Source organism: Bergeyella zoohelcum ATCC 43767 (assembly GCF_000301075.1).
GTDB lineage: Bacteria > Bacteroidota > Bacteroidia > Flavobacteriales > Weeksellaceae > Bergeyella > Bergeyella zoohelcum.
The window spans coordinates 1,481,094-1,500,562 of sequence record NZ_JH932293.1; the positions used below are offsets into that span (position 1 = coordinate 1,481,094).

Here is a 19,469-nt window from a genome sequence, read left to right on the forward strand (position 1 = left end):
CCGATAAAAAATGTACTTCATTTTTTCTTTCTAATGGATATTACCAAACAAGTTGATATATCTTACTATGAATAAAATAGCATTATGTATTGTATTCACATTAATTTCAATCATTGGGTTGGGGCAAAAAACACAAAAAGAACAACTGGATAGTCTATTTACCTCATTGTTTGAGCAAAAAATGTTTAATGGAAATGTACTGATTGCCGACAAAGGGAAAATTATATTTGAGAAAAGTTTTGGGTGGGCAAACGAAGCAACAAAACAACCTATTAATTCATCCACGGTATTTGAATTAGCCTCGGTTTCTAAGCAGTTTACGGCAATGGGTATCGTATTACTGGAAAAACAAAAAAAACTAAAATATGACGATAAAATATCAAGGTATATTCCAGAGTTAGCATTTTATGGTAATATTACCATTCAAAATTTGCTACACCACACCAGCGGACTTCCAGATTATATGGAACTTTTTGAAGAAAAATGGGATAAAACAAAATTTGCTGTTAATCAGGATATTGTAAATGAATTAGCGAAGTATCAACCCAAACTCCATTTTTTGCCTGGTGAGAAATACGAATACAGCAATACAGGCTATGCTCTCCTGGGACTCATTATAGAAAAAGTGTCTAAAAAGTCTTTTGGTCAGTTCCTGAGTGAGCATATTTTTACACCATTGAAAATGAAAAACACTTTGGTGTACAGAAGAAGATTTGCTCCTAAAACAATCAAAAATTATGCTCATGGCTATATCATAGATAGTTTGGGAAATAAGGTACTTCCCGATAGTTTTGGAAAAGAATATTATACTTATTATCTTGATGGAATAGTAGGTGATGGGATGGTAAATTCTACTGTTAGAGATTTATTGAAATGGGATAGAGCCTTGTATAGTAACAAGTTAGTAAATGATAAAGATAGAAAAATCATTTTTAGTAAAGGAAAGACCAATGACGGTAAAACAGTTGATTATGGATTAGGTTGGGCGGTCTTAGAAAATAAAAAATACGGTACCATTGTCAATCATTCAGGCGGTTGGGCTGGGTATATCACTTTTATTGAACGCCATTTGGACAACGATAAAACCATTATTTTACTTCAAAATAACATCACCGAAAATTCCAGCCTGCCCATAGAAGAAGTTTATAAAATTCTTTATAATGAATGAAGGCTATTGCTGTGAATTTCTATATACTGATAAGAAAAAAAATTCTTGGAGTAATTTTTTCTTTTAGATGAAATTTTAACCCCAATTTATAAAAATAGATTAACGGTATGTGAGAAAAAGAACAAGTCTATTTTTCCTTTGGCATATTCATCTCACAGTCCAAATTTCCCATGCTTTTTCGGCTTGCCCTATGAGCATTTCTTCGCCATTAATTACAGCAGCTCCTTTTTCTTTACATTTTTTCATAAAAAGTGTTTCTGATGGATTGTATATTAAGTCCATAATGAAATGTTGTTCGGTAATCGCTTCAAAGGGAAAAGGTAAGACTTCTTCTACATTGGGGAAAGTGCCTACGGGAGTACATTGGATGATAAGCAAATGCTCTGATACCATATGATGACTAAGATTTTCAAAGTGAATCTCGGACTTTCGGGAAACAGTAGTCCATGGAATATTCATCTTATTAAAAACAAAATGAATGGCTTTTGCTGCTCCGCCATCGCCCAAGATCAATGCTTTGGCATTCTGATGGATGCAAGGGTTCCAGTGATGTTCTAATGCTTGTCTAAACCCAAAAGCGTCGGTATTGTAGCCTTTGGTTTTTCCGTTTTGGATGGTAACGGTATTTACAGCACCTATGGTTTGGGCTTCCTCACTGATTTCATCCAAATAAGGAATAATTTCTTGTTTGTAAGGAATGGTTACATTCACCCCAATGAGCTGAGGAAGAGTAAGAATATCAGGTACTGAGGCTATATTTTCTATATCAAAGTTTTCGTAGGAACAATCTGTGATGGATAGATTTTTAAATTTTTCTGCAAAATATTTTCTTGAAAAACTATAACCGATATTTCTTCCGATGAGTCCGAATTTTTTCATGGATTGAAGATATAAAAATAAGGTCAAAGTACAATTACTTTGACCTTAATAAATTGACTATTTTACAATTATTTTCTTAGTAAATTTCTCGCTTACGATGAGATAAACACCTGAAGGAAGTGATTGTAAATCAATGTATTTTTGATTTTTAAAAGGATTTATAATACGCTTCATCCATTTGCCATCTGCAGAATATACATCTATTTTCTTTATATTCTCATTGTCTTTATCTTGGATGAAGAGTAGTCCATTTTCCATAGGATTAGGATAAAGAACGATAGAACTTTCAGCATTTACTTCGGATGTAGAAAGTGTATAACATTCCCAAGATAAATCATCTATGGCAACTCTATTATTGGTATTATTAGCTATGGTAATATTCACATCACCTGCGATATTGATATTGTCAATGGTCCATGTCTCTACCGGATGTGTACTAGCTGAAGCACCAGCATGATAATTAATAGTTCCTACAGTATTTCCATTTACTTTTACATCTAGAGTACCATCGGTTCCTGTATATTTTAATTGTGTTTTAAATGTAATCGATCGGATACCACCGCTGAAAATATCACTTGTAAGATTTCCAGATCTGATGGTAATGGCTTTACCGTTAATGGTTTGGTCTGTCCTAGAATCGGTTGCAGTCCAAGCAATTCCATGATTAGTCCAAGTATTGGTGCTATAAGAAGTGCCATTATCAGGAATAGCATCAAAAGTTTCTGTAGTAGTACATTGTGGAGTAGGGGTAGTCCCTGTAAGCGTAGTTCCTGTAGCAGTGTTACTATTGCCCGAAAGATTTCCTGCTGCATCTTTTGCCACAATATAGAAGCTGTATAGTGTATTTGGTGTAAGTCCAGAAATAACGGTAGTATTGCTAGTGCCTGAAACAGTGGTATGTAGTGTTCCGTTCATATAAATATCATAACCTATCACTCCTACATTATCTGTAGATGCTGTCCAGGTGAGCGTTAAACTATTCGCCATAGGCTGAGATACAGTCACATTAGATGGAATGGTAGGTGGAATATTATCCACAGTGGCATTCGGATTCCAAACGAGGTTTACCCAATTAGGATGATCAATATAAGGATTCCTATTTCCTTGATAAGTATAAGCGGCATTGTTTCTAGTAATTTCTGACGCTGAAACAGGGTCTTGATTATGCCAAGCAAGAAGCACCTGAAGTTGCCAATCTTGAAGAGAAGGATAAGTATTCTGTGCAAGCATATTCCCCGTAGAGAAACTATTCATTCTATCTTGGTAACGCGTAACAAAATAGAAAATCATCCTTGCGATATCTCCTTTAAATTCATTGATAGGTTCAAAGACGGTTCCAGAATATCCTAGTGTAGCGTTAGCTCCTTTTTTAGAGCCATTAAGAGAAGTATAGTTTGGGTGATTTACCACGCCAAAAGGAAGATTTCCTCTTTCTCCATTTACTTTTCCATCCGAAGGTCTTACAAAATGAATATCTGACTGCATAGGGGTAGCAGAACCAAAAAGACTCTGAGGAATGATATGTTCCCTATTGTAGCAATCGCCTTCTTGGCTGTAATTGCCACATCTATCTCCAGATGAATGTGTGTAATTATAAGGATCTGTTCCTGAAGGATTTTCAGAATACATATCAAGCACGGTATTATCATTTTCATAGAAGCTATCCTTATCCGTTGTCTGATATCCTGTATAAAGCTGACCGTAGGATTTTGTAACATGCCCTGATTTAATGATATTATGCAATTGTGTTTTAAGCTGTGCCCCTGTAAGCCCCTGAGTACCATTATAGTAATGAGCAGGAGGCTGTGCTAGGAAGAGTGTGAACATAAAAGTTCCACTCAAAGTCAATAATTTTCTTATCATGATTTTATATTTCTATAAAAATAAAATTAAATCCTAAATTTTTAATTTCTTGGTTCTAGAAAAAAGCCAAGCGATAATGATTCCAAAAAATAAAGCGACACTCACCACAATTAAGTAATTGAGTAATGTGATTTTTACAGGGAAGGGGAATACAGGACTAGCCATAAAAAAACCCGTTTGCATCTGTACAAAAGTAATAATGGAGCCTAGCATAAGCCCTAATACCACACCTACCAATACAATGAGTACTCCTGTATAAAAATATATTTTCCTAAGGTCTAAAAAGCTCATACCGAGAGATAAAAGCGTTTTAGCCTGTTTTCTTTTATCCAATTGTAGAATGATGATGGCACCTGCAAGGTTAAATGTAGTAACAAAAATAACCAATGAAAAAATAAGATAGATAAATAATTTCTCTATATTAATCATTTTCCAGAATGCTGCATTTTCCTCTTTCTTAGTGGTGAGTACAAAATCTTTACCGAGCTTATCAGATAAAGCATCTCTTAGTTCATCTGTAAATTCAGGGTGATGTAGCCGAATGACTATTTGGTAAGCCTCCCCTTTGTTCAGCTGTAAAAGCCCTTGACTAAGTTCTATAGGAGCAATAATAAAATTATTCATCTGGTCTTTTCCCTCGAAAGCTCCTGTACTGTAAATTTCTTTCTTATTGAAAATGTCAGACTCTTGGGTAACCAAGCCTTTTCCTGCTTTCGGCATAAAGATAGACGCAGAAATATGAGTATCAAGCCCCGTAGGAAGTCCCAATCTATGTGCCAGAAGATATTCTATAATCACTTCGTTTTCAAAATTAAAACTCGGATAGCTTCCCACAATGACACTGTGATGAATAGGGTTTACAGCAAGATAATTTTCATCTACACCACGCAAATAAGCAATATCTCCCTTTCCATCATGCTCTATATATACTTTTTCTTCAATGAGTTTAGAAAAAGCAGCTATTTTTTCTTCCTTTTGGAGTATTTTTTCTACATTCTGTATATTTTTCAGCACTTTACCTGAATTACTTTTAATGGTAATATCTGCATGTAAATCTTTAATGATATTATTATTCAGCTCTTCTAGTCCTGAAAATACGGATAAAATAATGAACATAGCCGCCACAGCCACCATCATCGCTAAGGCTGAAAGCCATGTGATAAAAGTAACAGCGGTACTTCCTTTTTTAGCGGTAATATACCGAAGTGCGATATAAAAAGCAGTATTTCTCAAGGAGGGTTCTGATTTTTTAGAGGATAGGATTATCACCCTCTCCTCGGAGTTCTTTTTCTATTTTTTCTACATCATCTAGCGTAGTGTCTAGGAAGAAATACAGCTCGGGTATGATTCTTACCTGTTTAGCCATTTTTTTTCCAATAAAATTGCGATACTGAGATTTATTGGTCTCTATTTCCTTCATAATGGCAGTTCTATATTCACTTGGAAATATGCTTAGATAAATTTTAGCAATACTAAGGTCTGCGGTTACTTTTACATCAGAAACCGTAATCATAAACTGCTGAGGGCTTTCCGCAGATTGTTTTCTAAAAAGTTCAGCAAAATCTTCTTGGATGATTTGTGCTACTTTGCGTTGTCTGTTCGTTTCATTCATGGCCACAAAGGTAAGATTTTGTTTTGAAAATGAAGAAATGAAAGAAAATTGGTTTTATCAGGGGAAAATACTACGGACGGTATTTAGAATCATTAAAAATCTCTTGTGTTTTTTTGGATAAAAAATGAGGCAAATCTTTGGCGTTTTTATGAAGGTATTGGTCACAGATAGACTTTCCTACAAAAACACCCACTTGTGGCGAAGCTTCTTTATCTATTTCCGAATAAAACTTGGAAAAAGGAGCTTGGGAAATAAATCTTTCAACAAGTTTTTGGTCTTCACTGAAAAGAACATCCTTCTCTATGAAATAATTCCATATATTCGCTTCGTTTTCTTTTGTCCATTGGTATTGTGATTCAGTAAGGTACATTCTTAAATGAGCGGGTAGGGTAGGGCAAAATGCCTCCTGAAGTACCTTTACTTTCCCCTCATAAATCATTAATTCCACAAATTTTTGCTCCTCTCTATGGAATGGCACCATGGTTCTAGCAACTGCTTCTGCCATCTTAGGAATGATATGCGCTGGAGTCATGCTTTTTTTGAGGTAATTCTCTATGTCTGTATAAGCCGCATGATTTTCACCCAAAAAACAAGATAAATCTATGAAAAGTACTTTTTCTTCGGGATTATAAATAATAGGGTCAAGATACATTTGACCATCAGAAGAATAAGTATATACTTTAGGAGATTCATATTGTGGAAAATACATTTTTATTCTTCTAAATACATCTGCTATTTCTTTTTCTAAAGAAATGTTTTGGGTGCTTTTTTTTATGTCATTATAGATTTGGAGTGCATTTGCATCTGTTCTTCTGGCTGAAAAAAGACTATCTGACACGGAACCTTGAAACCAAGGATATTGCTGTTTAAACTGTTCATCGGTAACATTTTTATCAAAATAAGTTTCAGATAAATCAATGATTTTTACTACTTCCTCTGGTGTGGAAATCTTTGTATCCCAAAGGTTCTCATCAGAAGAGTTACAGGCAGACAAGAATAGTGAAAAAACAATTATTGCAGTAATTTTTAGTGATTTCATAAGGATAGTTTCAATGGAGACAAAAGTAGTAATATTTATCATGATTCTCAAAATTCACAAAAAACTGTAAAAAATATTTTGGCAGAAAGAAAAAAAGTTATATATTTGCACCACTCAAAAACAGAGTAATGGTTTCTTAGCTCAGTTGGTAGAGCAACGGACTGAAAATCCGTGTGTCCCTGGTTCGATTCCTGGAGAAACCACTTTAGGTGCCTTAGCTCAGTTGGTAGAGCAACGGACTGAAAATCCGTGTGTCCCTGGTTCGATTCCTGGAGGCACCACCTCAAAGGGATTACCCAAAAGGTAATCTCTTTTTTTTATGTATCTTCACCTATGTTTCATGCCTTTTTTTATAATCTGGAAAATTTTTATATCCATCCTAATTCCCACGATGAAGATTTACTCCAATTTTCAAAGTTAAAGAATTGGAATGCAATACGATATGAGAATAAATTGCAAAAACTAAATCACCTTTTTTCTCTATTTAAAAATCAATATTTAAGACTACCTGCCATCATTGGTCTATGCGAGTTTCAGGGGGAAAATGTTTTAGAATCCATTACTAACCTTTCTATTTTTGATGGAAATTATACATTTCTTTGCACACAAAATTCAGACAAAAGAGGAATGAAAGTGGGTATGCTGTATGATACATCTATAGTACATATTCTATTTTCAAAGTCCTTGTCATTAGGGAATGAATTGGGGGCTAGAGGTTATGTTCCCAGAGAAATTTTACACTGTAGATGTGAAATAAAAAAACGAGTGTATGATGTCTTCATCGTTCATTTGCCCTCAAAAAGAAATAAAGACGAAAATAAATCATTGAGGGCCAATATTCTATTAGAACTAGAAAAAACAGTTAAACATAGTTTATCTCAAGGATATGAGGTATTACTTATGGGAGATTTCAATCAAGATTTTTCTACTCGCTCTAAAGATGAGAACTGGCTTACAAGCTTTTCTAATAAGCTACTTTTTTCTTTTCCTACTTCATTTCATCATCGAAAAGGAATTTATGTAGATGCCATTTTTCATTTTCAGCCTAATGAGAATGAACTGGTGCTTCGTAAGATGCCCATTTCCGTTTTTAATACAGGATTTCTGACCCATTTCGAGAGGAAAAAAATAGGAGAACCTTTACCTACTTTTTTGGGGACGAGGTATTTGGGGGGCGTGAGTGATCATTTTCCTGTTTTTTCCGAGATAAAATAAGGTAAAAAAGAGATTATTTCTTACCTTTGACTAACATTTTTTATAAATCTTATGGAGAATTTAGCACAATATTTAGACTCTACCTACTTGAAATTACCCGAACAAGCAGAAATTAGCTCAGAAGAGACGGAAAAAATCGTATTCAATTTAGTAGATGAAGCCATAGCCCATAACATTTTTGCGGTGATGATTCGTCCTCATTTCGTTTCAAAAGTAAAACAGTATCTTTCTGAAAAAAATAGTACCGTAAAAGTAGGAACCGTCATTGGTTTTCATCAAGGAACGGCTTCTCAATCAGAAAAATTAAAAGAGGCTAAAAAAGCGATAGAAGATGGTGCGGATGAACTAGACTTTGTGATGAATTATGAAAAATTCCTCACAGAAGGATGGGAAGCAGTGAAAGAAGAAATGTTAGAATGTACTCAATTATGTATTGAAAATCAAAAAGTAGCAAAGTGGATTATAGAAATTGCTGCACTTACAGATACCCAAATTGCTGAAGTAACTAAAAATATAGCTACACTAGTAGAAGAGAACTTCCCTGAAAACACCTCAAAAGTATTCGTAAAATCTTCTACAGGTTTTTATGTAACTGAAAATGGAAAACCTAATGGTGCTACGGTAGAAGGAATCAAGATAATGCTGGCAAATGCTGGGCAACTTCCCGTAAAGGCGGCAGGAGGTGTGAGAAATGCAGAAGAAGCAAAAGTAATGATAGACCTAGGCGTGAAAAGAATAGGTACATCTGCTGCAAAAAGCATAGTAATAGGAGAAAATTCACTATCTAATTATTAATTTAAAAATGATTAACATGAAAAGATTAGTTTTATCACTTGCCATTTTGGGAGGAATATTTACCGCTTGCAATAATGGTATATCTGAAAAAGAACAAACTGCTAAGGCATCAGAAATATTATCCGCATATCCTAATGCTACTGTAGAGGTAAAAGATGGCACAGCCCATGTTATGGGGACTTTCAGTTCTGAAGAGGAGAAAAAAACAGCACTTTCTGCCGTAGGAACAGTGGAGGGCGTAAAAGATGTAATGGATATGGCAGTAGTGTCTGCAGATGGAAAACCCGTAGAGAATATAGCTGATGCAATGCACATCCATCACAATCAAGAGAAAGTAAAGACAGCATTAGAAAATTTTCCAAGTGTAAGCGTGGAAGTGATTAATAATGAGATTACTCTTACCGGAAATGTATCTGCTACTCAAGAAAAAAGAATTAACGAGATTATTAAAGAATATAAGTTTCCTATTCATAATAATTTAGTAGTTAAATAACAATCTATTATCAAAAGTGAAGGCTGCCTTGGGGGCAGCCTTTTTACATGAGTTAATACTGATATAATTTTTTGTGATAGAAACCTTGTAAAATCAATAAGTATAGGCTTCCGCTTACTACTAATAGTATTTTAGTTATTCACAAAAACATTTTGAAACTGAATAGAAGTTTTAGCTACTAGCTCTATTCCTTTTACGGTAGTAGTATTCACTACCTTATCATTAACCAAAATAGAAACGGTCAATTCTGAATCTGCATTAACTCCCGTAGCCGTAGCAGACAAATGCACCGCCCCTTGCTGGGTATTTACTACAGTACCATTACTTGTCCATGAGGTGGTAGTAGGGGCTGTAGTGTAGTTACTCGTTTGGGCAGTACCGATTTGTGTAACAATCGCATTGATTCGGGTTCCTGCAGTGGCATTTACCTTAAAAACCACATTCACATCTTTGTATTCCACTTCTGCCTCATCTCTACAACTGCTTGTTAGCAAAGCAAGTGCGGTAAAAAAACTTAGGAAAAATGCCCATTTTCCGAATTGAATAGATTTTATTTTCATGATGAAGTTATTTTTTAATTACCAAATATACTTATTTTTGCGATTCTAAAAGATGTTTTTTAAAAATATTTAATTTTTTTACATAATATGAGTTTATTTTATTCAGTACAAGCTCCCGAAACCATCACAGAAAATACTCGTGCCATATTTTATATTCATGGCTATGGAAGCAATGAACAAGATTTACTAGCACTCACGCAAGATTTACCTAAAGATATACTACATGTTTCTTTCAGAGGTAGATTTCCTGTAGAGATGAGCGGTGGCTATGCTTGGTATGATATTAATTTTAATCATCCCGAAGAATATTTCCACAAGGAACAAGCTGTAGAATCCCTCAACGCATTGCTGAATGCTTTTGTAGAAATTCAAAAGAAATACGGTATCAAAGACGGGAACATCAGTTTATGTGGATTCAGCCAAGGAGGAATTTTAGCGTATGCTTTAGCATTTAAAAATCCACACTTATTCTCTAAAATAGCATGTATGAGTGCCTATCCAGAGGAAAAATTACTTAATGATATTCCAAAAGATAGGAAAAAACTAAACCAACTCCGATTTTTTATTTCTCATGGTACCGATGACGCCATCATTCCTATAGAGTGGGGAAAAAAAGGAGCTGATTTACTCTATGACTTGAGCTGTTATTTCACCTTTAGAGAATATATGTTCGGGCATGGAATTAATCAGAAGAACTATATAGACCTCGTTGAATTTTTATCTAATGCCTAAAATTTCTATTCTCAATAAAAAAGCTACCTCAATAAGGTAGCTTTTATTTTTTTAATCATCACTCACAATGCCTTGAATGATGGAAGTAATTACAGAGAGACATATACTGAATATCAATGCCCACCAAAATCCATCAATTTGCATTCCATTAATAAAGCGTTCTGCGATAAGAACTACTACTGCGTTAATCACCAATGAAAAAAGCCCGAGAGTCATCAGATTAAAGGGAAGTCCAATGATTTTGAGTATAGGCTTCACCGTAACATTAAGAAAGGATAAAAAGATGGCAAATGCCAATGCTGTGGCAAAAGCATCAAAGTGAATACCTTCTAAAAAATGCCCGAGTAACATGGCTACTACTGCGGTAATAATCAGTTTAATAATGAGTTTCATAGATTTTAGGCTTTTTTAAAGTAAGAGAAGATTTTCTTTCCTAATAACATGATGAATAATACTGCAAATCCACCTACTAATCCTAAGATTGCTTCGGTAAGAATACCAGGTAACATCGGTAGGAAATGATGGAAATAATCAATATTATGTACAAAAATTCCACCCGCTACCAATATCAGAGCCACTGTTCCTATTACGCTTAAAGAACGAATGATTATAGGCAGTGCATTAACTAAAAATTTTCCTAGTTTTCCTCGGAATCCTTCTTCTCCGTATTTTTTAATCATCATAAACCCAGCATCGTCCATTCTTACAATGAGTGCCACTATGCCATAAACCCCCACCGTAGCAATGATGGCCACAGTAGATACCGTCAGAATCTGGGTACTTAAACTTCGGTCTAATACGGTTCCTAAAGCAATGATAACAATTTCTACAGATAGGATAAAATCTGTAGAAACTGCTGCTTTAATTTTATCTTTTTCACTTACCTCTACGGTAGGAGTTTCGTGCGTATCATTTCGATGAAAAAGGTAGTGCCAAATCTTTTCTGCTCCTTCATACGCCAAATAAAGTCCTCCCAAAACCAAAATGATTTTAATAAGTACAGGCAAAAAATAATTCAGCAATAATGCCAATGGTACAATGATGAGTTTGTTAATGAACGAACCTTTGGTAATTGCCCAAAGTACAGGAATTTCTCTAGAGGAAACGAATCCCGTGGCTTTATCAGCATTTACCGCCAAATCGTCCCCTAAAATTCCTGCTGTTTTCTTGGTTGCCAATGCCACATCATCCATCAGTACCGCAATATCATCTAATACTGCAAAAATTCCAGATGCCATTATTTTTTATTGTTTAAATGATAATAAGCTAACATCTTGTAATACAATTTTGCTGCCAAAAATGCTGTAGGTTTAGCATAAGGGCTTCCCATAAGCTCTACAATGTCAAATGCTACTACATTACACTTTTCAAATACTTTTCTGAGTAATTCTAAAGTAGGGTACCACTGTAGTCCTCCCGGCTCTGGAGTTCCTGTAGAAGGAGCAATGGCAGGATCAAAAGCATCTAAATCAATGGTAATATATACATTCCCAGATAGCTTACTCAATACATCATCTATCCAATTAGGATTAGAAGCAATGGTGTGTGCCCAGAAGCATTGCTCTTCATTTACATGTTCCATTTCAGATTCATCACAAGAACGAATACCTACCTGCACTAGATTCAGTTGTTTAGAAGCCTCATACACAGCACAAGCATGGTTAGAAGTAGAACCGTGAAACTCTGGACGAAGATCTGTATGGGCATCCAATTGTAACACCGTGAGATCAGGGTATTTTTCACCCAAAGCTCGAATAGAACCGATGGATACTGAATGCTCTCCACCAAAAAGTGTAAATAGTTTGCCCTCATGCTGAATCATTTCCTTAGTTTTTTGATATACCGCTTCAGTCATCGCTTCGGGAGAAGAGTTTTCAGAAACTTCTCCTGCCATCCATACCCCTTCTAAATAAGGCTCTGTACGAGTTTCGATATCAAACAATTCCATATTTTCAGAAGCATCTAAAAAAAGCTCTGGTCCTTGGTCTGCTCCTTTTCCCCAAGTAGAAGTACCATCATACGGCACTGTAACTAGCATTACTTTAGAAGTTTCAAGCTGTGCATTTTCTTCTGGAATACCTGCGTAAGTTCTCATATTTATTTTACCAAATTTATTAAGGGGCAAATATACTCAATTCGTCTTTAGCTGAAAACCTTGTCTCATTTTTTTGTCCTAATAGTTCAATAAACTTCATCGTTTGAGGTACTTTGGCAAAGTGTTTTGACAGTATATAGAACTCAGGCAATTTAAGCAAAATAAAAATACAAACCATTATTGCCATTTAACAAATATTTAACGGTAAAGAAAAAGCACGCATTTGGTGGTTTTGGGGAATATTTGTACTTTCGACCTTCTAAATCAGTACTATGTCAGAAACATATCAAGCGGAAGATATTCAAAACTTATCTGAACAAATTAAAGAATTAAATACGCATTTTTCACTCCTTAGAAATCAAATTAATAGTGTAATTATTGGGCAAAATTATATGGTAGATAGGCTGTTAGTAGGCCTTTTAGGGAATGGACATATCCTTTTAGAAGGAGTCCCTGGTCTTGCTAAAACCCTTGCCATAAAAACCCTTGCAGATGCAGTAGAAGGACAGTACTCCAGGATTCAATTTACGCCCGATTTACTTCCCGCAGATGTGATAGGTACTCAAATTTATAATGTTAAAGAAAATGATTTTTCTATAAAAAAGGGACCTGTATTTGCTAATTTCGTTCTCGCGGATGAAATTAACAGAGCACCTTCTAAGGTTCAAGCTGCTCTTTTAGAAGCCATGCAAGAAAAACAAGTAACCATAGGTGATGAATCTTTCTCTTTACCTAAGCCTTTTCTTGTATTAGCCACTCAGAACCCCATTGATCAAGAAGGTACATATGTACTTCCCGAAGCACAGACCGATCGTTTTATGCTCAAGTGTAAGATAGATTATCCACAATATGAAGATGAGAGAAAAATAATGCGAATGGTTTCTACTTCAGATATACCTAGCATAAAAGCGGTAATAAACATAGATATCATCAGCAAAGCGAAATCTCTTATTAATACAATTTATTTGGACGAAAAAATAGAAAAATATATTTTAGATATGGTTTTCGCAACCAGATTTCCTGAGCGTTACGGCCTGTCCGAACTAAAAAATTATCTTTCTTTTGGTGCATCGCCCAGAGCTTCTATTAATTTTTGTATTGCAGCAAGAGCCTACGCATTCCTGAAAGGTAGAGCTTTTGTAGTACCAGAAGATGTAAAAGAATTAGCTAAAGATGTACTAAGACATAGAGTAGGACTGAGTTTTGAAGCCGAAGCAGAAAACATAGATGCGGATAAAATAGTAGATATGATTTTAAGCAAAATCCAAGCCCCCTAATCTGAAAAAATAAAAACAATGAAATTAGTAAATATAAAACATACTTTTTTATTAGGAAGCCTCGCATTTGGATTCATGCAATGTACTGTACATACCTCATCTTCCAAACCGAAAACTGCAACCACCAATAATAAAATTTCTACTCATACCCAACCGGTTAAGAAAAAAAATAATACCACCAATAAAGTGGTTAATCTACCTCCGAAATCTGCTGGAACTACACCTGTTAAGGAAAAAATAGCTAGTCGTTCCTCTACCAATAGCCTATCTATCCCTCCCAAAAATGAAGCGTACAAAACAGAAAATAATAAAAGAAACTCTGTACAGCTCCCTACCATAAAGAGAGAATTTAGAGCTGTATGGATTGCTTCTGTAGCAAATATCAATTGGCCTTCGAGAGGGAATTTTTCCACTGAGGGACAAAAATCTGAGGCTATAAAACTCCTCAATATGTTACAAAAGGCGAATTTTAATGCCGTAATTTTTCAGATAAGACCTTCCGCAGATGCACTCTATAAAAGTAACCATGAACCTTGGTCTTATTTTCTTACAGGAAAAACAGGCAAAGCACCATCGCCCTATTATGACCCTTTAGAGTTTTGGATAGAAGAAGCACATAAAAGGGGAATGGAAATTCATGTTTGGCTGAATCCTTACAGAGCTCATCATACCGCAGCAGGAGCCGTTACAGGAGAAAGTATGGTGCATAAAATGGGGAATAAAATCGTTCGGTTAAAAAATGGAATGTACTGGATGGATCCTGCTGATGAAACAGTCCAAAACCATGTTTCTACCGTGGTAAAAGACATTGTTAAAAGGTATAATATAGATGCCATTCACATAGATGATTATTTCTATCCCTACAAAGATTATAACGGTGGGGCAGACTTTCCTGACCACACCTCTTGGGCAAATTACCAAAAAAGAGGAGGAACGCTTTCTCGCCCGGACTGGCGTAGAGCAAACATTAATCAGTTTATTAAAAGATTACATACAGAAATAAAAAGAGAAAAATCTTTCGTGAAGTTCGGGATTTCACCTTTTGGAATTTGGAAACCTGGCTATCCTGCAGGTATTAAGGGGTCTTCTCAGTACGATGAACTTTTTGCCGATGCAAAACTTTGGCTCAATGAAGGGTGGTGTGATTATTTTTCTCCGCAGTTGTACTGGAAAGATGGCGGTGCACAAAGTTTTTCTGAACTTCTAAAATGGTGGCAGCAAGAGAATTATAAACAAATTCATCTCTGGCCTGGTCTAAACACCGTAGCACTGAAAGGAGTGACAGACAGAACAGAGGAAATTTCTTCCCAAATAGAGCTTACGCGTACCATTGTCCCGAAAAGCCCTGGTGCCATCCATTACAGCATGGATGGACTGCTAAAAAGTCCTGCCATGTTACAAAAAGTGGCTCAAAAATATTCTGATGCGGCATTACCTCCGTTAAGCCCATGGATTCCCTCTATCCCGATGACTGCTCCAAAAATGAGTGTTCAGACCGCTGGAAATCAATATAAAGTATCATGGAATAAGAGTGATGATGCGTTCCGTTGGATACTATTTGCACAGTATGGAACTCAGTGGGAATATATTATTCTTACCAAAAATGAAATTATGGCACATTATCCAAAGGAGAAAAATGGACAAGCATTAAAAGGTTTTGCCTTAAAAAAAATTAACCGATTGGCCGAGGAGTCAGAAGCTACATTTTGGATGCCATGATGAATTTTAATGAACTCAAAGACCTGCTAGATGCCAAAGTAGAGCAGTACAATACACCTGATTTTATCCTCAATGACCCGATACAAATTCCGCATCGGTTTTCTGCGGTTCAAGATATAGAGATTTCCGCTTTCCTTACCGCTACTATCACTTGGGGAAATAGAAAAAGTATCATCAAATCAGCGGATAAAATGATGCAACTTTTGGGAGATGCTCCTTTTGAATTTGTTCAAAATCATACCGCAAAAGATTTAGATTTCATTGAGAAACAAACGGTTCATAGAACTTTTAAGGGAGAAGATTTAGTATTTTTCATTCATAGACTTCGTTTATTGTATCAAGAGCAGCCCTCTTTAGAGCATTTCTTTTTACCTTTGGAACATGAAATCAATATGAAAGAAGCACTGCATCGGTTCAGACAAAAATTTTTGGGCGAAAATCCTCATAGAGCATTTAAACATGTGAGCTCTACCTATGCCAATGCACCTGCGAAACGACTGATGATGATGCTCCGGTGGTTAGTAAGAAGAGACCATAAAGGGGTAGATTTAGGCATTTGGAAAAAAATTCCTACCGAAATACTTTCACTTCCATTGGATGTTCATGTAGGAAATTTGGCAAGAACTTATGGGCTTTTAACCAGAAAACAAAATGACTGGAAAGCGGTGGAAGAACTGGATTATATACTGAGAAAAATGGATGCAGTGGATCCTGCAAAATATGACTTCGCCCTCTTTGGAATGGGCATAAATGAGAAATAATTTGAAAAACAATAATGATATGACATCAGCTGAAAAAGCACAAGAAAGCATTTCAAGATTAGAAAAAATATGCAATAATATTATGTACTGGATGGGCTCCACACAATCGCTCATAGTACACACGCTTATTTTCATTTTGTCATTTTTACTTCCTGTTTTTAATATTGTGGATTTTGACAAAATGCTCATGGTACTTACCAATGTACTTTCTCTAGAAGCAATTTATTTGGCCATCTTTATTCAAATGTCCGTAAATAAAAGTTCTGAGCATATTGAAGATCTTAGGGATGATGTAACTGAAATTCAAGAGGATATAGAGGATATTCAGGAAGATATTGAAGAGATTTCAGAGGACATCGAAGAAATTTCTGAAGATATTGAGGAAATCTCTGAAGATATTGAAGAAATTAATGAAGATATTGAAGATATTCAAGAAGATATTGAGGAAATCAACGAGGAAGAAGAAGACGAAGATCACAATGAAAGAGCAAAAACAGTAATGCTCAAAAGTAATGTCTATACCAATAAAAACGCCATCAAATCTCTTCAGGAGAAAATCCAAAAAATGGAAGAAGAGCTGAATAGACTGAGAAATAAAGAAGAATAACAAAACAAAAAATAACCGCATTCAAGAATTAGAATGCGGTTATTTTTTATATCAACAAAAAGATTATTTTGTAGCTTTTTTAGGGCTCATCATCATAATCATTCTTTTTCCTTCTAGTTTAGGAAGTTGATCTACCTTACCTACATGCTCTAGGTCTTGTGCTAGTCTCAGAAGAAGTATTTCTCCTTGATCTTTAAAAACAATGGATCTCCCTTTAAAGAAAACATAAGTTTTCAGTTTAGAGCCTTCCTCTAAAAACTTCTCAGCATGCTTTTTCTTGAATTCATAATCATGCTCATCAGTCTGAGGTCCGAACCTTATCTCTTTCACTACCACTTTTACTTGTTTAGCTTTCAGTTCCTTTTGTTTTTTCTTTTGTTCATAAAGGAACTTCTTGTAGTCGAGAACTCTTGCGATATAAGGTTCTTGCTTATCACTGATGACTACTAAGTCTAACTCTTGGCTCTTAGCAATATCTAATGCCTTAGCCAATGGATACACGCCCGGTTCTACATTATCTCCTACAAGGCGAACTTCCTTGGTGCGGATTTTTTCATTAATCTGATGAGCGTCTTCTTTCTGTATCGGACGCCTCGGGCCTCTGGGGTTAAATCTCTGTGCTATTGTTTTATATTTTTAAAGTTATTATTCTATTATTCACCGAAAGATATAGGTAATTCCGCTTCATCTTTGAACTTTTGGATAAATCCTTCTACGCTCATAGCTCCTAAATCTCCCTCGCCACGCTTACGAACGGAAACCAATCCATCTGCTGCTTCTTTCTCTCCTACGATGAGCATGAATGGGTACTTATTTACCTCTGCATCACGAATCTTCTTACCTGTCTTTTCGTTTCGGTCATCAATTACGCCACTAATATCGTGAATTTCTAGCAATTGACGAATTTTTTTTGCATAATCTACGAATTTTTCTGAAATAGGTAGTATGATGAACTGCTCTGGTGCCAACCATAATGGAAACTCTCCTGCTGTATTTTCTAATAAAATAGCAATGAACCTTTCCATAGAGCCGAATGGTGCACGATGAATCATGATAGGTCTATGTTTCTCATTATCACTACCTATATAGCTAAGGTCAAACCTTTCGGGTAGGTTATAATCCACCTGAATGGTCCCTAACTGCCACTGTCTTCCCAAAGCATCTTTTACCATGAAATCTAGTTTTGGACCATAAAAAGCAGCTTCTCCGTATTCTACCACAGTATTGAGCTTTTTATTCGTTGCAGCTGTAATAATTGCTTTTTCTGCTTTTTCCCAGTTTTCATCGGAACCTATGTATTTTTCTCTATTGTCTGGATCTCTGAGGGAAACCTGAGCTACAAAATCATGGAAGCCTAAGTTACCGAAAACATACATCACTAGGTCTATTACATTTTCAAACTCGTAAAGTAATTGGTCTGGTGTACAGAAAATATGAGCATCATCTTGGGTAAAGCATCTTACTCTGGTAAGTCCGTGAAGCTCCCCAGACTGTTCATATCTATATACCGTCCCGAATTCTGCTAGCCTCTTCGGTAAATCTCTATATGACCACTGTCCCACCTTATAAATTTCGCAGTGATGAGGGCAGTTCATCGGTTTAAGTAGATATTCCTCTCCTGCATGTGGAGTAAGAATAGGCTGGAATGAATCAGCACCATATTTTTGATAATGTCCCGAAGTTTTGTATAGGTCAATATTCCCAATATGTGGTGTCATTACAAATTCATATCCTGCTTTTTTCTGTGCTATAGAAAGGAAATTTTCTAATTTTTTTCTCAGTGCAGCTCCTTTAGGTAACCAAAGGGGAAGCCCTGCACCTACTTTTTCACTGAATGCAAAAATTCCCATTTCTTTACCTAGTTTTCTATGGTCTCTTCTTTTAGCTTCTTCTAGTTTTTCTAGATAATCTGTAAGTTCTTTTTGCTTAGGAAAAGAAATACCATATACACGCGTGAGCTGAGGTTTCTTTTCATCACCACGCCAGTAAGCACCTGCTGCATTGAGTATTTTCACCGCTTTTACAATACCCGTAGAAGGGATGTGCCCACCTCTACAGAGATCTGTAAAATCATCATGTTTACAGAAAGTGATTTCCCCATCATTAAGGTTTTCTATCAGTTCTGTTTTGAAAGGATTATCTGCATATTCTTTAAGTGCTTCTTCTTTGGATACAGAATAAAGATTAAATGTAGAATTTTTCTTTGCATTTTCCAGCATTTTCTTTTCTATCTTTTCAAAATCTTTTTCGCTGAACGCATGGTCACCAAAATCTACATCATAGTAAAACCCTTGTTCTATTGCTGGACCAATGGTAAGTTTAGCATCTGGGAAATAAGCTAATATAGCTTGTGCTAAAAGGTGAGCAGATGAATGCCAAAATGCTTTTTTTCCTAAATCATCGTTCCAGGTAAACAGTTGAACCGTAGCATCTTCTGTAATAGGTGTGGTAACTTCTACCTGTTTACCATTAATAGTTGCAGAGATGGTATTTCTGGCCAATCCTTCACTAATAGATTTGGCAAGGTCTAACGGAGTGCTGTTTTTTTCGATTGCTCGAATGCTGCCATCTGGAAGCGTGATGTTTATCATAAAATTAGTTATTTTTGTTGTCGTGCAAAATTAGTAAAATATTTATTTCTATTTTTTAGAATA

20 protein-coding genes and 2 tRNA genes are annotated in these 19,469 nt (G+C 35.6%); 11 read left to right on the plus strand and 11 right to left on the minus strand.

Annotation, left to right across the window (positions count from 1 at the left end; translation table 11 throughout):
* The first annotated feature begins 67 nt into the window (after positions 1–67).
* Positions 68–1,168 (plus strand): serine hydrolase domain-containing protein, encoded by a 1,101-nt coding sequence (locus tag HMPREF9699_RS06840; RefSeq protein WP_002663543.1) that lies wholly within the window; start codon positions 68–70, stop codon positions 1,166–1,168.
* A 147-nt stretch (positions 1,169–1,315) separates the two neighbouring features.
* Here HMPREF9699_RS06840 and HMPREF9699_RS06845 read toward each other — a convergent pair whose 3' ends face one another.
* The 5 genes from HMPREF9699_RS06845 to gldB all read right to left on the minus strand — a co-directional run bounded on the left by HMPREF9699_RS06845 (position 1,316) and on the right by gldB (position 6,603).
* A complete protein-coding gene (locus tag HMPREF9699_RS06845) occupies positions 1,316–2,047 on the minus strand; it encodes a shikimate dehydrogenase family protein (RefSeq protein WP_002663544.1) in 732 nt (243 codons plus the stop codon).
* Between the two features lie 57 nt (positions 2,048–2,104).
* Positions 2,105–3,910 carry an endonuclease gene (locus HMPREF9699_RS06850; RefSeq protein ID WP_002663545.1) on the minus strand — a complete coding sequence of 602 codons (1,806 nt, stop codon included), beginning with the start codon at positions 3,908–3,910 and terminating at the stop codon, positions 2,105–2,107.
* A gap of 33 nt (positions 3,911–3,943) precedes the next feature.
* Positions 3,944–5,143, minus strand: a complete 1,200-nt coding sequence (locus tag HMPREF9699_RS06855) for an ABC transporter permease (RefSeq protein ID WP_002663546.1) — start codon at positions 5,141–5,143, stop codon at positions 3,944–3,946.
* 16 nt (positions 5,144–5,159) lie between these two features.
* A complete protein-coding gene (gene rbfA / locus HMPREF9699_RS06860; protein WP_002663547.1) occupies positions 5,160–5,522 on the minus strand; it encodes a 30S ribosome-binding factor RbfA in 363 nt (120 codons plus the stop codon).
* Between the two features lie 70 nt (positions 5,523–5,592).
* Positions 5,593–6,603: a gliding motility lipoprotein GldB gene (gldB, locus tag HMPREF9699_RS06865; protein WP_002663548.1), complete on the minus strand. Its 1,011-nt coding sequence runs from the start codon at positions 6,601–6,603 to the stop codon at positions 5,593–5,595.
* Between the two features lie 88 nt (positions 6,604–6,691).
* Here gldB and HMPREF9699_RS06870 point away from each other — a divergent pair.
* The 5 genes from HMPREF9699_RS06870 to HMPREF9699_RS06890 all read left to right on the plus strand — a co-directional run bounded on the left by HMPREF9699_RS06870 (position 6,692) and on the right by HMPREF9699_RS06890 (position 9,064).
* A tRNA-Phe gene (locus tag HMPREF9699_RS06870) sits at positions 6,692–6,764 on the plus strand.
* 5 nt (positions 6,765–6,769) lie between these two features.
* A tRNA-Phe gene (locus HMPREF9699_RS06875) sits at positions 6,770–6,842 on the plus strand.
* Positions 6,843–6,894: 52 nt separating this feature from the next.
* On the plus strand, positions 6,895–7,776 hold the full coding sequence (locus tag HMPREF9699_RS06880; RefSeq protein ID WP_002663549.1) for an endonuclease/exonuclease/phosphatase family protein: 882 nt from the start codon (positions 6,895–6,897) through the stop codon (positions 7,774–7,776).
* Positions 7,777–7,827: 51 nt separating this feature from the next.
* Positions 7,828–8,571: a deoxyribose-phosphate aldolase gene (gene deoC, locus HMPREF9699_RS06885; protein WP_002663551.1), complete on the plus strand. Its 744-nt coding sequence runs from the start codon at positions 7,828–7,830 to the stop codon at positions 8,569–8,571.
* Positions 8,572–8,587: 16 nt separating this feature from the next.
* On the plus strand, positions 8,588–9,064 hold the full coding sequence (locus HMPREF9699_RS06890; protein ID WP_002663553.1) for a BON domain-containing protein: 477 nt from the start codon (positions 8,588–8,590) through the stop codon (positions 9,062–9,064).
* A gap of 131 nt (positions 9,065–9,195) precedes the next feature.
* Here the strand turns inward: HMPREF9699_RS06890 and HMPREF9699_RS06895 are convergent, their stop codons facing one another.
* Positions 9,196–9,624 carry a hypothetical protein gene (locus HMPREF9699_RS06895; RefSeq protein ID WP_002663554.1) on the minus strand — a complete coding sequence of 143 codons (429 nt, stop codon included), beginning with the start codon at positions 9,622–9,624 and terminating at the stop codon, positions 9,196–9,198.
* Positions 9,625–9,711: 87 nt separating this feature from the next.
* Here HMPREF9699_RS06895 and HMPREF9699_RS06900 point away from each other — a divergent pair, with 87 nt between their 5' ends.
* The gene (locus HMPREF9699_RS06900; RefSeq protein ID WP_002663555.1) at positions 9,712–10,356 is read left to right on the plus strand and encodes an alpha/beta hydrolase; all 645 of its coding nucleotides are present in this window, start codon (positions 9,712–9,714) and stop codon (positions 10,354–10,356) included.
* A gap of 51 nt (positions 10,357–10,407) precedes the next feature.
* Here the strand turns inward: HMPREF9699_RS06900 and HMPREF9699_RS06905 are convergent, their stop codons facing one another.
* The 3 genes from HMPREF9699_RS06905 to speB are packed head-to-tail and all read right to left on the minus strand — an operon-like array spanning position 10,408 to position 12,451.
* A complete protein-coding gene (locus HMPREF9699_RS06905; RefSeq protein WP_002663556.1) occupies positions 10,408–10,749 on the minus strand; it encodes a phage holin family protein in 342 nt (113 codons plus the stop codon).
* A 5-nt stretch (positions 10,750–10,754) separates the two neighbouring features.
* Entirely contained in the window at positions 10,755–11,594 is an 840-nt protein-coding gene (locus HMPREF9699_RS06910; RefSeq protein ID WP_002663557.1) for a DUF808 domain-containing protein, read from the minus strand.
* Entirely contained in the window at positions 11,594–12,451 is an 858-nt protein-coding gene (speB, locus tag HMPREF9699_RS06915) for an agmatinase (RefSeq protein WP_002663558.1), read from the minus strand. The genes HMPREF9699_RS06910 and speB overlap by 1 nt, the downstream gene beginning before the upstream one ends.
* 272 nt (positions 12,452–12,723) lie before the next feature.
* Between speB and HMPREF9699_RS06920 the strand changes: the two genes are divergently transcribed.
* Genes HMPREF9699_RS06920 through HMPREF9699_RS06935 form a run of 4 tightly spaced genes read left to right on the plus strand, consistent with a single transcriptional unit; the run spans position 12,724 to position 16,815 of the window.
* The gene (locus HMPREF9699_RS06920; protein WP_002663571.1) at positions 12,724–13,728 is read left to right on the plus strand and encodes an AAA family ATPase; all 1,005 of its coding nucleotides are present in this window, start codon (positions 12,724–12,726) and stop codon (positions 13,726–13,728) included.
* Positions 13,729–13,746: 18 nt separating this feature from the next.
* Entirely contained in the window at positions 13,747–15,447 is a 1,701-nt protein-coding gene (locus HMPREF9699_RS06925; protein WP_002663573.1) for a glycoside hydrolase family 10 protein, read from the plus strand.
* Entirely contained in the window at positions 15,444–16,208 is a 765-nt protein-coding gene (locus HMPREF9699_RS06930) for a TIGR02757 family protein (RefSeq protein ID WP_002663575.1), read from the plus strand. Before HMPREF9699_RS06925 ends, HMPREF9699_RS06930 begins: the two co-directional genes overlap by 4 nt.
* A gap of 19 nt (positions 16,209–16,227) precedes the next feature.
* A complete protein-coding gene (locus HMPREF9699_RS06935; RefSeq protein WP_002663576.1) occupies positions 16,228–16,815 on the plus strand; it encodes a DUF1003 domain-containing protein in 588 nt (195 codons plus the stop codon).
* Between the two features lie 63 nt (positions 16,816–16,878).
* Here the strand turns inward: HMPREF9699_RS06935 and infC are convergent, their stop codons facing one another.
* On the minus strand, positions 16,879–17,400 hold the full coding sequence (infC, locus tag HMPREF9699_RS06940; RefSeq protein WP_081580584.1) for a translation initiation factor IF-3: 522 nt from the start codon (positions 17,398–17,400) through the stop codon (positions 16,879–16,881).
* Between the two features lie 68 nt (positions 17,401–17,468).
* Positions 17,469–19,406, minus strand: a complete 1,938-nt coding sequence (thrS, locus tag HMPREF9699_RS06945) for a threonine--tRNA ligase (RefSeq protein WP_002663579.1) — start codon at positions 19,404–19,406, stop codon at positions 17,469–17,471.
* Positions 19,407–19,469 lie beyond the last annotated feature (63 nt).

Excerpts from the sequence above, each read along its gene's own strand:
- HMPREF9699_RS06840 (WP_002663543.1), top strand. The coding sequence starts at position 68 with ATGAATAAAATAGCATTATGTATTGTATTCACATTAATTTCAATCATT.
- HMPREF9699_RS06845 (WP_002663544.1), bottom strand. The coding sequence starts at position 2,047 with ATGAAAAAATTCGGACTCATCGGAAGAAATATCGGTTATAGTTTTTCA.
- HMPREF9699_RS06850 (WP_002663545.1), bottom strand. The coding sequence starts at position 3,910 with ATGATAAGAAAATTATTGACTTTGAGTGGAACTTTTATGTTCACACTC.
- rbfA (WP_002663547.1), bottom strand. The coding sequence starts at position 5,522 with ATGAATGAAACGAACAGACAACGCAAAGTAGCACAAATCATCCAAGAA.
- gldB (WP_002663548.1), bottom strand. The coding sequence starts at position 6,603 with ATGATAAATATTACTACTTTTGTCTCCATTGAAACTATCCTTATGAAA.
- HMPREF9699_RS06880 (WP_002663549.1), top strand. The coding sequence starts at position 6,895 with ATGTTTCATGCCTTTTTTTATAATCTGGAAAATTTTTATATCCATCCT.
- deoC (WP_002663551.1), top strand. The coding sequence starts at position 7,828 with ATGGAGAATTTAGCACAATATTTAGACTCTACCTACTTGAAATTACCC.
- HMPREF9699_RS06890 (WP_002663553.1), top strand. The coding sequence starts at position 8,588 with ATGAAAAGATTAGTTTTATCACTTGCCATTTTGGGAGGAATATTTACC.
- HMPREF9699_RS06895 (WP_002663554.1), bottom strand. The coding sequence starts at position 9,624 with ATGAAAATAAAATCTATTCAATTCGGAAAATGGGCATTTTTCCTAAGT.
- HMPREF9699_RS06900 (WP_002663555.1), top strand. The coding sequence starts at position 9,712 with ATGAGTTTATTTTATTCAGTACAAGCTCCCGAAACCATCACAGAAAAT.
- HMPREF9699_RS06905 (WP_002663556.1), bottom strand. The coding sequence starts at position 10,749 with ATGAAACTCATTATTAAACTGATTATTACCGCAGTAGTAGCCATGTTA.
- HMPREF9699_RS06910 (WP_002663557.1), bottom strand. The coding sequence starts at position 11,594 with ATGGCATCTGGAATTTTTGCAGTATTAGATGATATTGCGGTACTGATG.
- speB (WP_002663558.1), bottom strand. The coding sequence starts at position 12,451 with ATGAGAACTTACGCAGGTATTCCAGAAGAAAATGCACAGCTTGAAACT.
- HMPREF9699_RS06920 (WP_002663571.1), top strand. The coding sequence starts at position 12,724 with ATGTCAGAAACATATCAAGCGGAAGATATTCAAAACTTATCTGAACAA.
- HMPREF9699_RS06925 (WP_002663573.1), top strand. The coding sequence starts at position 13,747 with ATGAAATTAGTAAATATAAAACATACTTTTTTATTAGGAAGCCTCGCA.
- HMPREF9699_RS06930 (WP_002663575.1), top strand. The coding sequence starts at position 15,444 with ATGATGAATTTTAATGAACTCAAAGACCTGCTAGATGCCAAAGTAGAG.
- HMPREF9699_RS06935 (WP_002663576.1), top strand. The coding sequence starts at position 16,228 with ATGACATCAGCTGAAAAAGCACAAGAAAGCATTTCAAGATTAGAAAAA.
- thrS (WP_002663579.1), bottom strand. The coding sequence starts at position 19,406 with ATGATAAACATCACGCTTCCAGATGGCAGCATTCGAGCAATCGAAAAA.